12 protein-coding genes are annotated in these 13,203 nt (G+C 36.7%); 7 read left to right on the top strand and 5 right to left on the bottom strand.

The window, feature by feature from the left end; translation table 11 throughout:
* Positions 1-10: 10 nt before the first annotated feature.
* Positions 11-316 (bottom strand): hypothetical protein, encoded by a 306-nt coding sequence (locus tag BTN98_RS05300; protein ID WP_060998069.1) that lies wholly within the window; start codon positions 314-316, stop codon positions 11-13.
* A gap of 151 nt (positions 317-467) precedes the next feature.
* Here BTN98_RS05300 and BTN98_RS05295 point away from each other — a divergent pair, with 151 nt between their 5' ends.
* Both BTN98_RS05295 and BTN98_RS05290 read left to right on the top strand, forming a co-directional pair.
* Positions 468-2,183 (top strand): trypsin-like serine protease, encoded by a 1,716-nt coding sequence (locus BTN98_RS05295; RefSeq protein WP_060998068.1) that lies wholly within the window; start codon positions 468-470, stop codon positions 2,181-2,183.
* Between the two features lie 3 nt (positions 2,184-2,186).
* Complete coding sequence (locus BTN98_RS05290) at positions 2,187-2,882, top strand: hypothetical protein (RefSeq protein ID WP_105029959.1); 696 nt, start codon at positions 2,187-2,189, stop codon at positions 2,880-2,882.
* Positions 2,883-3,051: 169 nt separating this feature from the next.
* Here the strand turns inward: BTN98_RS05290 and ttcA are convergent, their stop codons facing one another.
* Both ttcA and BTN98_RS05280 read right to left on the bottom strand, forming a co-directional pair.
* Positions 3,052-3,945 carry a tRNA 2-thiocytidine(32) synthetase TtcA gene (ttcA, locus tag BTN98_RS05285; RefSeq protein WP_060998066.1) on the bottom strand — a complete coding sequence of 298 codons (894 nt, stop codon included), beginning with the start codon at positions 3,943-3,945 and terminating at the stop codon, positions 3,052-3,054.
* 164 nt (positions 3,946-4,109) lie between these two features.
* Positions 4,110-5,288, bottom strand: a complete 1,179-nt coding sequence (locus BTN98_RS05280; RefSeq protein ID WP_060998065.1) for a D-alanyl-D-alanine carboxypeptidase family protein — start codon at positions 5,286-5,288, stop codon at positions 4,110-4,112.
* A 348-nt stretch (positions 5,289-5,636) separates the two neighbouring features.
* Here BTN98_RS05280 and BTN98_RS05275 point away from each other — a divergent pair, with 348 nt between their 5' ends.
* Together BTN98_RS05275 and BTN98_RS05270 are read left to right on the top strand one after the other, a co-directional pair.
* Complete coding sequence (locus BTN98_RS05275) at positions 5,637-7,121, top strand: carboxypeptidase M32 (protein ID WP_060998064.1); 1,485 nt, start codon at positions 5,637-5,639, stop codon at positions 7,119-7,121.
* Positions 7,122-7,274: 153 nt separating this feature from the next.
* Positions 7,275-7,517, top strand: a complete 243-nt coding sequence (locus BTN98_RS05270) for a hypothetical protein (RefSeq protein ID WP_060998063.1) — start codon at positions 7,275-7,277, stop codon at positions 7,515-7,517.
* 70 nt (positions 7,518-7,587) lie between these two features.
* Here the strand turns inward: BTN98_RS05270 and pepT are convergent, their stop codons facing one another.
* The gene (gene pepT, locus BTN98_RS05265; RefSeq protein ID WP_060998062.1) at positions 7,588-8,817 is read right to left on the bottom strand and encodes a peptidase T; all 1,230 of its coding nucleotides are present in this window, start codon (positions 8,815-8,817) and stop codon (positions 7,588-7,590) included.
* Between the two features lie 257 nt (positions 8,818-9,074).
* On the bottom strand, positions 9,075-9,902 hold the full coding sequence (locus BTN98_RS05260) for a DUF2189 domain-containing protein (protein WP_060998131.1): 828 nt from the start codon (positions 9,900-9,902) through the stop codon (positions 9,075-9,077).
* Between the two features lie 443 nt (positions 9,903-10,345).
* On the opposite strand from BTN98_RS05260, the gene potA reads away from it, so the two are divergent.
* The 3 genes from potA to potC are packed head-to-tail and all read left to right on the top strand — an operon-like array spanning position 10,346 to position 13,072.
* On the top strand, positions 10,346-11,464 hold the full coding sequence (potA, locus tag BTN98_RS05255) for a spermidine/putrescine ABC transporter ATP-binding protein PotA (RefSeq protein ID WP_060998061.1): 1,119 nt from the start codon (positions 10,346-10,348) through the stop codon (positions 11,462-11,464).
* Entirely contained in the window at positions 11,448-12,305 is an 858-nt protein-coding gene (potB, locus tag BTN98_RS05250) for a spermidine/putrescine ABC transporter permease PotB (protein ID WP_060998060.1), read from the top strand. Before potA ends, potB begins: the two co-directional genes overlap by 17 nt.
* Positions 12,305-13,072, top strand: a complete 768-nt coding sequence (gene potC, locus BTN98_RS05245) for a spermidine/putrescine ABC transporter permease PotC (RefSeq protein WP_060998059.1) — start codon at positions 12,305-12,307, stop codon at positions 13,070-13,072. Before potB ends, potC begins: the two co-directional genes overlap by 1 nt.
* The last annotated feature ends 131 nt before the right edge of the window (positions 13,073-13,203 follow it).

Raw genomic sequence — 13,203 nt, 5'->3', positions numbered from 1 at the left:
GGCGTTTATTTTATTTAGGCTCTGCTGATTTTTCATTTACAAGCCACTTAGCAAATTTAGTTAAATACCATTCATTTTCTTGTTCTGAACAATAAGCTCGACTTAATTTTCTATGTCGCCATTCTGCAACTAATGATACGCGAGTTTGGTTTGTTGGCTGCTGTTTTAGGTAAGTCGCACAAAGTTGACTATTAGACATCTGCCTAGCATAGGCATTAACACTGCCACCTTGAATGCCCATCTGTTTGGCTTGATGCGAACTGCAGCCGAGCATAATGAAGCAAAGACTCGTTATTATCATTAGTTGTGGTTTCATCTTTATTAATCCTAATACATCTATTTTTTATAATAATATCAATAATTAAAAATGAGTGGTATTACAATCCTAATATTATTAAAACAAATAAAATAACATTAATTATATTGCTCTACACTATAACTATTAGTTAGTAATTAAGCCGTTTATTATGTGCCGTATCCATAAAATAGTTGCGTTATTTATATGTTTATTTTCTTTTAATAGTTATTCTATTGGTATAAACGATAGTAAATATATTGAATTAGGTAGTAATTTAGATCCCGCTTTAGTGAATAATGTTAGTGAAAAGCTACAGTTAGAAGCGAATACAGCAAAATATAATGCTGTAGGGTTATTAATTGGCCGCGGGTATTGTTCAGGAACTTGGCTTGGTAGTGATCAACAATATAGTTATATATTAACTGCAGCACATTGCTTATATGGGCATGATAAAAATCAACATCAAGGTCAATATGTTAGTTTTAAGCAGCATGATGGTACAGTGATCAGCGCAGGTCAATCAATTAACTATTTTAATCAATATACTGGCTGTAGTTCTGATATAGCTGTAGCCAAAATACCTAAAGTTAGTGATCCGTTAGATATCAACGGTGATGTTATTAAGCAGCCCTATATAGATAATCATTTTAATCCTAACCTATTGCTAAATAAAGTTAGTTTAACGGGCTTCGGTATTTTTGGTTCTCGTTCATTAGGTCAATTAGATAGTATTAATAAACGAAATGGTACTGGTCTATTACGTTTTTTATATCAAAATTGTTTAATTAATCAAGCGATTGAAAATACACCATCGTGGGCATTTGCCTCACCTGGCGATAGTGGCTCTGCCATTTGGCAACAACGAAAAGGTGCTGATGTTGCTGTAGGTATTTCATCATGGTGGTTTGGATGGCAATATGGCTACTCAGGTCATGCATCGATTGCTTTAAATAGTGATTGGTTACAACGCATTGTTCCGATGTTAAAAACAATTGATGATATTCCTACCGACATCGAAGAACCCACTTTTATATTAACCGAGAAAAATACCCTCGAAACTGAACTGCTAGAAGCGAATGTCAGAGGTTCTATTTACTATGTGAGAGGCAATAATGTCATTAATGGCCCTAATCGTTACATTTGGCGCTATCCTCGTGAAATAACCCTGTTTTCAACGCTACTTATCCATCAACAAACTAATGCTGCCTATACGGTTTGGTTACGTGGTCAACGTAAAACACATTGTGGCTGGGGTAGAATAAATAATAGTGCTTGGTGTTACCCCGCCCCCAACCTTGGTCAATTAAAATTACACTTTGATCAAAAAGATAATCCTAATTTACCTATTGGCGATTATAAGGGTGAGTTTAGTTTTACAGCTAAAAGCCTCTATGATCGAAATTATAATGACACTGTGACTATCAATGCCAATATTGCAATTACTGAAGAACTTGTCCCTGACGGTATAATAACTGCCGATTCGCCATTTATGAGTCAACGATATGAAAAAAATATTCGTGGTACAGTATATTATCAATCACCTAATAAGACGGGAAATAATCGACCACGCTGGAGCCGACATACAGGGACTTACAGTAAATTAACTGTCAATGTAAAAAACACTCAAACGGATATATCACAAACTGTCATTTTACGTGGAGAGCGTTATCTTGGTTGTGGTTGGGCTGTAATGAATAATGCTGCTTATTGTCGTAAAACCGGTCCAGTTTTTGGTGAGCTTAGAATAAGTTTTGTTGCTGACGATAACCCTGATTTAGATATTGGTGAATATAAAGGCAGTTTCCCTGTTACTGCTCGAGGGTTGCATAACCGTAGGTTTCAACAAGATCTCCGTCTTAATGTTCATTTAAATATTACGGAGTAGTCTATGTATCAGTTTTTGTATCAACATTATCGATATCTCATACTTATAGCGGTGGTTGGTGTTGGTATAAGCTGTTATTATGCCAATAGTAACCAACATCAGCCCTTATTATCAAAGGCTATGATCAATGAGCCAGTGTCTATTGCTTCAAGTAGCATTGAGCATGAAATCGCCCCTATTCCTGAAAATTTTGATGTGTTAAGCAAAATAGATAAAGAGATAACAAACGCTCCAATTCCTGATGAACAACATATCTTCGTTGCCCAACCTCATCATTATGATGAACCGTTAATACCCGTAATGAGTGACGGTAATTCACCAACCATCAATAGCAATATTAACTTATTAACCGGTAGTGATTTATGGGTGTATCGACCTCATTTAAAAAAAGAAGTTGAGTTAGAGCAGCAACTTTCTTTAGCAAATGATGCCACTGTAATGCAAATGGATGATGATTTATTAAATCAACTAGTTCTAGGGGATAGTCTAATACTGTCATTACCCAATAAAGGTACTCAACAAATTGTCATTGCATCGATTCAAAGACAGAAAAACGACGTTATTATATGGGGATTACAAAATTCTCAGCGGCAAGATATCGGTAAGATAACCCAAATAAGAGAGATAAAAGAAGGCAGTTTTATTACTGATGATAAGCAAGAATATCATCTAAGAACAATAAAAACAAAGGTTGGATAGCCAGTAAAGAACAATTAATTGATAATAATAATCAAGCAATTACGAATAACAAACAACCGTTTTCTGAACAGTTTCTAAGTGTGAAATAGTCTGATTTTCACTATGAAAAAACGGCACCTATTTGATAGTAAAGTGCCGTTTTTTAATGTTTTTTTGCTACAAATAATAATTAAACGTTAGTGACATCAATAAACATACTTTCATCAATATTTGTCGATGAAACTGTTGCTTCAGTGAAAGCGTACTCAGCTCTTTCACCTTCACGATCTAACGGCAGATTAACAAAATCGAATAGGTTCTTATCTGCTAATTGGCTTGGGCTAATATTCTGAATTGATTTAAAAATGGCATCAACACGACCAGGTGTCTTTTTGTCCCAGTCAATTAACATCGCTTTAATGCTTTGACGTTGCAGATTCTCTTGTGAACCACAAAGATTACAAGGAATTATTGGGAATTGTTTATATTCAGCATATTTAATCAGGTCTTTTTCACGGCAGTATGCCAATGGGCGAATAACCACGTTACGTCCATCATCAGAACGTAATTTAGGTGGCATCGCTTTTAGACGAGAGCCATGGAACATATTTAAGAATAATGTTTCAACGATATCATCTAAATGGTGACCTAATGCAATCTTAGTTGCACCAATTGTTTCAGCGAAAGAATACAAGGTGCCGCGGCGTAAACGAGAGCATAAACCACACGTTGTCTTGCCTTCTTCTACTTTTTCCTTAACCACCGAGTAAGTATCTTTATCGACAATGTAGTAAGGAATATTTAGGCTTTGAAAATACTCAGGCAAAATATGCTCAGGAAAGCCTGGTTGTTTTTGATCAAGGTTAACCGCGACAACGTCAAACTTAATTGGCGCTGCTTTCTGTAGATTAAGCAGAATATCCAGCATCGCAAATGAATCTTTGCCACCACTAATACATGCCATAACAACATCACCTTCTTCGATCATGTTGTAATCAATAATGGCGTTACCCATATTGCGGCGAAGACGTTTTTGCAGTTTGTTATATTCAAGTGTTTCTTTACGGTTATCTGTCTGATTCATTACTACTTCTCGAACTACCGACAACATCGATAGTAGAATTGCGGGATTAGAATTTATAGGGCGTGAATTATACGTATTTTATTGTTGGCTGGAAATAGCTACACACAATAAAAAAGCCCAGCACACAATGGCTGGACTTTTTTATATTAATATAGAGCGCTTAATTACTTAAAAAAGCTCATTACAAATTTCTTAACTTGGTCTATTAAGCGACTAAAGAAGCTACCTTCTTCAACGGGCTCTAGTGCAACTAGTGGTTGTTTACCGACTTCTTTATCATTCACGGAGTAAATGATTTCACCAACCTTTTGTCCTTTAGTGATCGGCGCTTCAAGTTCACTATTAAGTTCAACGCTTGCGGTTAATTTTTTAGTGTCATTTCGTGACAGTGTCACATAGCTTGTTTGATCAACACCTAACTTAACTTTCTCTTTATCACCAAACCAAACGCGTTCAGTAATGATCTCGTCGCCAGCTTTATGCGGTGTTACTGTTTCAAAAAAGCGAAAACCATAATTTAATAATTGCTTACTTTCAATTTCACGAGTTTTGGTGCTCTTAGTCCCCATAACAACCGCGATTAAACGCATGTCACCTTCCGTCGCTGAACTGGTTAAGCTATAACCTGCGCCACTGGTGTAACCTGTTTTCATACCATCAACATTCATGCTTGGATCATTTAATAAGCCATTGCGGTTACGTTGCGTAATATTGTTATAAGTAAACGATTTTTCGCTGTATAACGGGTAAATCATCGGCAAGTCACGAATCAGCGCTTGTCCAAGTAATGCAATATCATATGGTGTGGTATATAAGTCATTATTATCTAGCCCATGTGGATTAGCAAAGTTAGAGTTATTCATACCTAATTTTTTAGCCCATGAGTTCATTAAACTCACAAACGATTGTTCAGATCCTGCAACATGTTCAGCTATTGCAACACTTGCATCATTGCCTGATTGAATGATCAAACCACGAAATAGATCCATCAAAGGCACTTCACTGCCTACTTCGATGAACATTTTAGATGAATCAGGGAAGTTTTTAGCCCAAGCGTTACGACTAATAACAACCAGATCTTTATCACTGATGTTGCCTTGCTTCATTTCTTGGCCTGCAACATAACTTGTCATCAGCTTAGTTAAACTCGCTGGGTTTAATTTTTCGTTTGCATCCTTTTCAACCAGGATTTTACCTGTATTGTAATCCATCAACACATAGCCTTTAGCACTTAATGTTGGTGCATCAGGTACAACCGTCGGCATAGATGCTGACGCTGAAAAAGATAAAGAGTAAAGCGCTGTAGCACCAACAAGAGAGAAAAAGCGAGTCGTCTTTTCCATGTGAGGCAAAATTCCTTTAGAAAACGATAATATCAATCTACATAGCTATTGAGTACTAGCAGATAATAACCAAATAGGTATTTAGATTGGCTGTCAGTATAGCGAAAAAATATAATAAAACAGGTCTTGGTAACATTGTCTTACCAAATCCTATTTCTAATTACATTTATAACGCTAATAGAGGCAAATATAAATCATTAATAGCAATTAAGTACTACATATTTACGTTTTTGATTAATATTTTTTACTCTGTTCGCGTTTTATTATCTTGTTGATAGTGTATCGCTATTAAATAACCATCGCTTAGGTTAAATTTATTCTATTGCTGTTTATCTATTAGGAACAAGTATGAGCTATTACAATAAATTAGATCGTCATGCTAAAAAACTTTCTCGTCTTGGGCATCTCAATGCTATTTGTGGCTGGGATCAAGCTGCAATGATGCCAAATGGCGGCGCACAGGCACGTTCAGAAGCAATGGCTGAACTTGCTGTCATTTCTCATGAACTAGCAACAGCTGACTATTTAGAAGATTGGTTTAAACAAGCAGAAGCAGAAGATCTTACACCAGATCAGCGTGTGAGTCTTGATGCACTAAAACGGCAATGGATGATGCAAAATATTTTGCCGTCAGATCTTGTAGAGCAACAATCACTTGCTGGCTCTCAATGCGAACATGCTTGGCGTTCACAGCGTAAACAAAATGACTGGGAAGGCTTTAAAGCTAATTTGAAACCTGTTGTTGAATTAGCCCGTAAAGAAGCATCCATTCGTGCACAAGCCACTGGATTAAGCCGCTACGATGCGCTACTTGATATCTATGAACCAGGTATGACATCTGCTGTATTAGATCGTATTTTTGCAGAGGTAAAATCATGGCTACCTCAATTAATCCAACAAGTAGAAGCAAAACAAGCAACAGAGGTTGTATTACCTCTATCAACACCATTTGTGATTGAACAACAGCAAGCCTTGAGCCTTGAAGCGATGAAATTACTTGGTTTTGATTTTGAACATGGCCGCTTAGATATCAGTACTCATCCATTTTGTGGTGGCGTACCAACGGATGTACGTATTACTACCCGTTATGATGAAAGTGATTTCACGTCTGCACTCATGGGCGTTATTCATGAAACGGGTCATGCACGTTACGAACAAGGATTACCGCAACAATGGCGTGATTTACCCGTTGGTGAAGCACGTTCAATGGGAATTCATGAATCACAAAGTTTATTTTGTGAAATGCAATTAGCACGTAGTTCCTTATTTAGTCATTTATTATCACCAATGATTCAAAAAGCATTTAACTCAACAGATGCTTCACTATCAGCAGAGAACCTTCGTCTTATCAATACACGTGTTAAACCGGGTTTTATTCGTGTTGATGCGGATGAAGTCACCTACCCTGCGCATGTGATCTTACGCTATGAAATTGAGCGTGATTTAATTGAAGGTAAGATTGAAGTTGATGATATTCCAACAATTTGGGATCAAAAAATGACCCAATATCTAGGTATTTCAACGCAAGGAAACTTCACTGATGGTTGTATGCAAGATATTCACTGGACTGATGGCAGTTTTGGGTATTTTCCAAGCTATACTTTAGGTGCTATGTACGCTGCACAATTTATGGCGACAATTAACCAACAGATGGACGTTGAACTGTTAGTTGGTCAAGGTAATCTAACCCCAATTTTTGAGTGGCTACAGACACATATTTGGAATAAAGGATCAACATTATCAACAGATAAGCTGGTGGAGCAAGCAACAGGTGAAACGTTAAATCCAGAGTATTTTAAACAACATTTAATGAAGCGCTATTTAAATAATTAACAACAACATCGCTGAGATATACAAAAAATTGTTATTTATTTCACTTATTTGTAATATTTAGCAAAATAATATCGTATGGATCACAGTTTCTTCATCCTTGTTTTTTATACTCTTTGCTAATAAATATGACGATTATCATTAAAGGATTTAAGTATGACTTATAAAGCAGCAGATCTAAACTACCACGGCGAAAATTGTGGTGTTCATAATTGGATCACAGAAGGCGGTCAAACATTCTACTGGCATCCTGATTGGCTACATATTGCAGAAGATGCAACGGGCCTACATAGCAAGCATGAAATTGAAGTTGAAAATGGTGGTGAGATTACTAAAGGTCACGCCGTTCATGCCATTTTAAAACGTTTGAATGAAATGTTAGGCAACGACCACGCTTAAAATGCGTATTATTTCAATAAAAAGCCACTATCAGTATTCGATAGTGGCTTTTTTTAGCTTTGAGCGCGAATTAAGCGTAACGATTGGCCGTATTCTCTGCCACTTTTACAATCACTTTGACGGCAAGTTCCATTCCTTCAATGGTAATAAATTCATGAATACCGTGGAAGTTATAGCCCCCAGTGAAAATATTAGGACAAGGCAAACCCATAAATGATAATCGCGCCCCATCGGTACCACCCCGAATAGGCTTAATTTCAGGTTTTACATCACAATCCATCATTGATTGTTGAGCAATTTCAATAATGTGTGGGAATGGCTCAACCATTTCACGCATATTATAATAAGAATCCGTTAAAATAAGCTCAACACGACCTTGTGTTAGCTTACTGTTTAATTCGTTTACTTTTTGCTGTATGAAGGCTTTGCGCTTCTCTTGACCATCACGATCAAAATCACGAATGATATACCCTAATTCAGTACGAGCAACTGATGCTTCCATTGATTTTAGGTGGTAAAAGCCTTGATATCCGTCAGTGCATTCAGGGGTTTCATCTGCTGGCATCATCAATTGAAATTGTGCTGCAATATTCATGGAATTAACCATTTTATTTTTTGCAGTTCCTGGATGAACATTTACGCCATGACAAATAACGTCAGCAGAAGTTGCATTAAAGTTTTCATACTCTAGCTCACCAATTGGACCACCATCAATGGTATAAGCCCACTTTGCTCCAAATTTTTCGACGTCAAACAGATTCGCACCGCGACCGATTTCTTCATCAGGTGTAAAACCAATACAAATATCGCCATGCTTGATACTAGGGTTCGCAATAAGATAAGCGATAGCCGTCATTATTTCAGCAACCCCCGCTTTATTATCTGCACCGAGCAACGTTGTTCCGTCTGTCGTAATAATATTGTGACCATGTAACTTATTAAGGTCTGGATATTGGAATGGTGATAACACTTCATCCCCTATTCCTAAAGCAATATCACCACCACGGTAGTTTTCAACGAGTTGTGGGCGAACATTTTTTCCTGATGCATCAGGCGCGGTATCCATATGAGCAATGAAACCAATAGCAGGAATATCGGCATCCATGTTTGCGGGTAAGCGTGCTGTTAGATAACCATTATTATCTAAACAAATATCACTGAGCCCAAGTTCGACCATTTCTGATTGGAGAACTTCAGCTAATATACGTTGCCCTGATGTACTAGGACAAGAGCCAACTGCACCGTTAGATTGTGTATCAAAGCTTACGTATCGTAAAAAACGTTCTATTAACTTATCCATTAAGTAACCTTCATTACAGAAGCTGACAGCTACTACTGCCGCTATTTACTATTATTATTATCATCATCTAATGGATAATAAATGACATTGAGATACATCATCATTAGCGTTTTTTTTGTGTAATATTAGTTTTATTTTTAATGATAATGGTGAAGGTTATTTATTTTTTATAGACAAATAAAGTTATAGTGCATTAGAAGTGTAGATCAAAAAAAACTCCTTATATAAAGGAGCTCTTTGGGTACAAACTATGTAAGTTACGCATTAAACGTATCATTATTTACTGACTGATTGATCTTATCATCCGTTTTTGAGTTATGATCATCCTCATTTGGCGTTACTGATGTAACCTGTAACGTAATTCCAAACATATTACGATAAATAATTGCTTTTACATTGAAGAAAAATGGTAACGTCCAAAGTAAACCAATACCAGCTGTGGCAATAGAAACAAAAAATAGAATCATGACAACTAAATAGATTGCAGTCATTGGCATTACTTTACGCACTGTTGCCATAAATGAATATTGAATAGCTTTGATCGGTGTTACACGCTTTTCACACACCAATAATATTGCCATGCTCAATGCCATAGTTAAAAACAATCCAACTAAAGGGAAAATACTGCTGCCTATTCCCTGAATTGAAGATATTAATAACATCGTAATAATTGAAACTAATGTGAACGAAAAACCTTTAACAATTTGGTTTGCTTTCGTTGGCAACCCAACTGAGTGATTAAGCGCCATTAAACTCACACCGACATATAAAGGAGCAATCAATACATCAGACCAAAAGTTAGCCATAAAGCCCGCTTTCAAAATCTCTTCAGTAAACCCCTTTCCCGTAATAAAGGCATCAAAAAATACATTAGGGCTACCTAGCTGTACTTTTAAGCTCAAAAGCAACAATGCAATCTGTGCAATAAATAAACAAATTACAGCAGGTAAGAATTTAGTGAAATTTTTTGCTGTAATTTTAAATGCTTCTTGAAGAACAGCTATTGGTTGTAGCTCAACATCGCCAGTCATTGCTTTTTCAATTGAACCACCAACGTGAAAACTCTTTGTAATTGTCTCTTTCATACTCATATCATCATTATTCTGGTAAGCATATTGTACGTTACTCATGATGGGACAAAAACACTATTCACGTAAAAATTTATTTCAACACCTCGTTAGCGTATGAAAAACAGACAATAAATTACAACTAAGACAATAACAGCCCCTTTTTTGTGTTTTATTATAAAACCCATCAACTATGATTGGACATAAACAATAATTTTTTGGGCTTAAAAATAAACATTACTATTATTGTTTTTATCGTAATTTATTTTTTCAGTATTATTTGCAATAGCAACCATATTGCTAGGAATCAACGTGCTATCATTAATGAATGTAGCAATTAATCTATAAATTTAATGAGAAAACTCTTTAAATTGAAAGACTACAGGTCTATTATGCGCCCCTAATTTTAGCCAAAATATTGGGGCTTAACCAATCAGTCCCACGGTGGAGATAACGTAGAATTGAACGTTGCAAAAACATCTAAGAAACCTGTAATCCAGCTGAAGGGTCTTAGCAAAAGCTTTGACGGTAAGCAAATCATTACAGGTTTGGACCTAAACGTAAACGATGGTGAATTTTTAACCATTTTAGGTCCATCAGGCTGTGGCAAAACCACAGTACTTCGTCTAATTGCTGGTTTTGAGACTGCTGATGATGGGCAAGTCACAATTGATGGCAAAGATGTTACTGACATTCCCGCTGAACAACGTCTCGTTAATACGGTGTTTCAGAGTTATGCACTGTTTCCACATATGACAGTGTTTGAGAACGTCGCGTTTGGTTTACGCATGCAAAAAGTGCCGTCGAGTGATATTGAACCTCGAGTAATGGAAGCATTGCGTATGGTGCAACTTGATAAATTTGCCCCTCGTAAACCTCATCAATTGTCCGGTGGTCAGCAACAACGTGTTGCGATTGCGCGTGCCGTTGTTAATAAACCAAAAGTTCTTTTGCTTGATGAATCACTTTCTGCACTTGATTACAAATTACGTAAACAAATGCAGCTAGAGCTAAAACAACTGCAGCGGAAACTTGGTATTACCTTTATTTTTGTAACTCACGATCAAGAAGAGGCACTTTCAATGTCTGACCGTATCATCGTAATGCGCGATGGTTATGTTGAACAAGATGGTAGCCCTCGTGAGATTTACGAAGAGCCGACTAACTTATTTGTTGCTCACTTTATCGGCGAGATCAACGTATTTGATGCTACCGTTAAAGAACGCTTAGACAGCAAGCGCATTATGGCTGATGTAGAAGGTCGTCATTCTTTAATTCACTGTGAACTTGATGTTGCTATTGGCGATAAAGTGAAAGTGCTATTACGTCCAGAAGATATTCGTATTGAAGAAATTCATAATGGCGATCAGACGACAGGCATTTTAGGTAAAGTTAAAGAACGTACTTATAAAGGTATGACGCTTGATTCTGTGGTACAGCTAGATTCAGGAAAATCGGTAATGGTTAGTGAATTCTTCAACGAAGATGATCCTGACGTAGACCACTCTCTTGATCAAAAGGTTGCCATTACTTGGGTTGAAAGTTGGGAAGTGGTGCTAGCTGATGAGCAAGAAGTTTAATCTCCAAAACATCATCATAACGATTGTTGTAAGTTGGTTACTATTATTCGTATTTGTACCCAACCTAATGATTATCGGCACGAGTTTTTTAACCCGTGATGATGCAAACTTGATCAAAATGGTGTTCACGTTAGATAACTACGAGCGTCTTTTCGATCCAATGTATGCGAAAGTACTTTTGCATTCATTTAATATGGCAATTACAGCAACGTTATTATGCTTGTTAATTGGCTATCCTTTTGCGTATGCCATTGCAAAGATGCCTGAAAAATGGCGTCCATTTATGCTGTTTTTGGTTATTGTTCCTTTTTGGACTAACTCGCTAATCCGTACATATGGCTTAAAGCTAATGCTTGGTACGCGTGGTATTCTAAATAATGCATTAATGTACTTAGATATTATTGATAAGCCCTTGCGTATTATGTACACCGAATATGCAGTAATGATTGGCCTCGTTTATATTTTGCTGCCATTTATGGTGTTACCTTTGTACTCAGCAATAGAAAAACTTGACAATAACTATATTGAAGCCGCTCGAGATTTAGGTGCGAATAAGTTTCAAACGTTTATTAAAGTTATTTTCCCACTGACAATGCCTGGTGTTATTGCTGGTTGTTTATTAGTGCTACTGCCCGCTCTTGGTATGTTTTATGTAGCAGACCTACTTGGTGGTGCGAAAAACTTGCTGATTGGTAACGTGATTAAGAGTCAAGTACTCAACGCTCGTGACTGGCCATTTGGCTCAGCAACTAGTATTGCACTAACGTTAGCAATGGCAATTATGCTATATGCTTATTATCGTGCAGGAAAATTGTTGAACAAAAAAGTGGAGCTTGAATAATGGGACGTTTCTTTAAATTCAGCTTTATGTCAGTGGTCTATGCATTTTTGTATGCTCCAATCATCATTTTGATTGTTAACTCATTTAACGCCAGTAAGTTTGGTATGAAATGGGGCGGTTTTACAACAAAATGGTATACCGAGCTAGTCAATAACGATAGTTTAATGCAAGCTGCTGGACACTCAATTACGATTGCAGTGATCTCAGCAACAGCTGCATCATTAATCGGTAGTTTAACGGCTGTTGCCCTATTTCGTTATAATTTCAAAGGCAAAAAGTTCGTATCAGGCATGCTATTTTTAGTGATGATGTCACCTGATATTGTAATGGCAATTTCGTTATTAGCATTGTTCCTATTAATTGGTGCAAACCTTGGTTTCTTAACGTTATTACTATCGCATATTACTTTTTGTTTGCCATTTGTTGTAGTAACTGTATACAGTCGTTTAAAAGGCTTTGATGTTAAAATGCTTGAAGCTGCACGTGACTTAGGTGCGAGTGAGTGGGTAATTCTAAAACAAATTATCCTACCACTAGCTAAGCCTGCTGTTGCTGCTGGCTGGTTATTAAGCTTTACATTATCACTTGATGACGTAATTGTAAGTTCGTTCGTTACAGGACCTAGTTATGAAATACTACCTTTAAAGATCTACTCAATGGTTAAAGTCGGTATTTCACCAGAAGTTAATGCATTAGCAACTATCATGCTAATCATTTCACTATTCCTTGTAATTTGTTCGCAATTACTTGCAAGAGAAAAAAAGTAGTATCATCGTTTTAAACAGTGATTAAATGGCTAACTTACTTAAAGTTAGCCATTTTTTTATCTAAAGCATTCCCCTTCTCATCTCAATTTAAACATGCTTTGACTGCATCCAGTTCTGAATAGGTCTCAGTG

Origin of the sequence: Photobacterium aquimaris (genome assembly GCF_002954455.1) — a bacterium.
Taxonomy (GTDB): domain Bacteria; phylum Pseudomonadota; class Gammaproteobacteria; order Enterobacterales; family Vibrionaceae; genus Photobacterium; species Photobacterium aquimaris.
This window is presented reverse-complemented; position numbering and strand designations above follow the sequence as displayed.

What these genes read in the sequence shown, in the direction of transcription:
- BTN98_RS05295 (WP_060998068.1), top strand. Translation starts at nt 468, where the DNA reads ATGTGCCGTATCCATAAAATAGTTGCGTTATTTATATGTTTATTTTCT.
- BTN98_RS05275 (WP_060998064.1), top strand. Translation starts at nt 5,637, where the DNA reads ATGAGCTATTACAATAAATTAGATCGTCATGCTAAAAAACTTTCTCGT.
- potC (WP_060998059.1), top strand. Translation starts at nt 12,305, where the DNA reads ATGGGACGTTTCTTTAAATTCAGCTTTATGTCAGTGGTCTATGCATTT.
- BTN98_RS05280 (WP_060998065.1), bottom strand. Translation starts at nt 5,288, where the DNA reads ATGGAAAAGACGACTCGCTTTTTCTCTCTTGTTGGTGCTACAGCGCTT.
- BTN98_RS05290 (WP_105029959.1), top strand. Translation starts at nt 2,187, where the DNA reads ATGTATCAGTTTTTGTATCAACATTATCGATATCTCATACTTATAGCG.
- BTN98_RS05300 (WP_060998069.1), bottom strand. Translation starts at nt 316, where the DNA reads ATGAAACCACAACTAATGATAATAACGAGTCTTTGCTTCATTATGCTC.
- BTN98_RS05260 (WP_060998131.1), bottom strand. Translation starts at nt 9,902, where the DNA reads ATGAAAGAGACAATTACAAAGAGTTTTCACGTTGGTGGTTCAATTGAA.
- BTN98_RS05270 (WP_060998063.1), top strand. Translation starts at nt 7,275, where the DNA reads ATGACTTATAAAGCAGCAGATCTAAACTACCACGGCGAAAATTGTGGT.
- potB (WP_060998060.1), top strand. Translation starts at nt 11,448, where the DNA reads ATGAGCAAGAAGTTTAATCTCCAAAACATCATCATAACGATTGTTGTA.
- ttcA (WP_060998066.1), bottom strand. Translation starts at nt 3,945, where the DNA reads ATGAATCAGACAGATAACCGTAAAGAAACACTTGAATATAACAAACTG.
- pepT (WP_060998062.1), bottom strand. Translation starts at nt 8,817, where the DNA reads ATGGATAAGTTAATAGAACGTTTTTTACGATACGTAAGCTTTGATACA.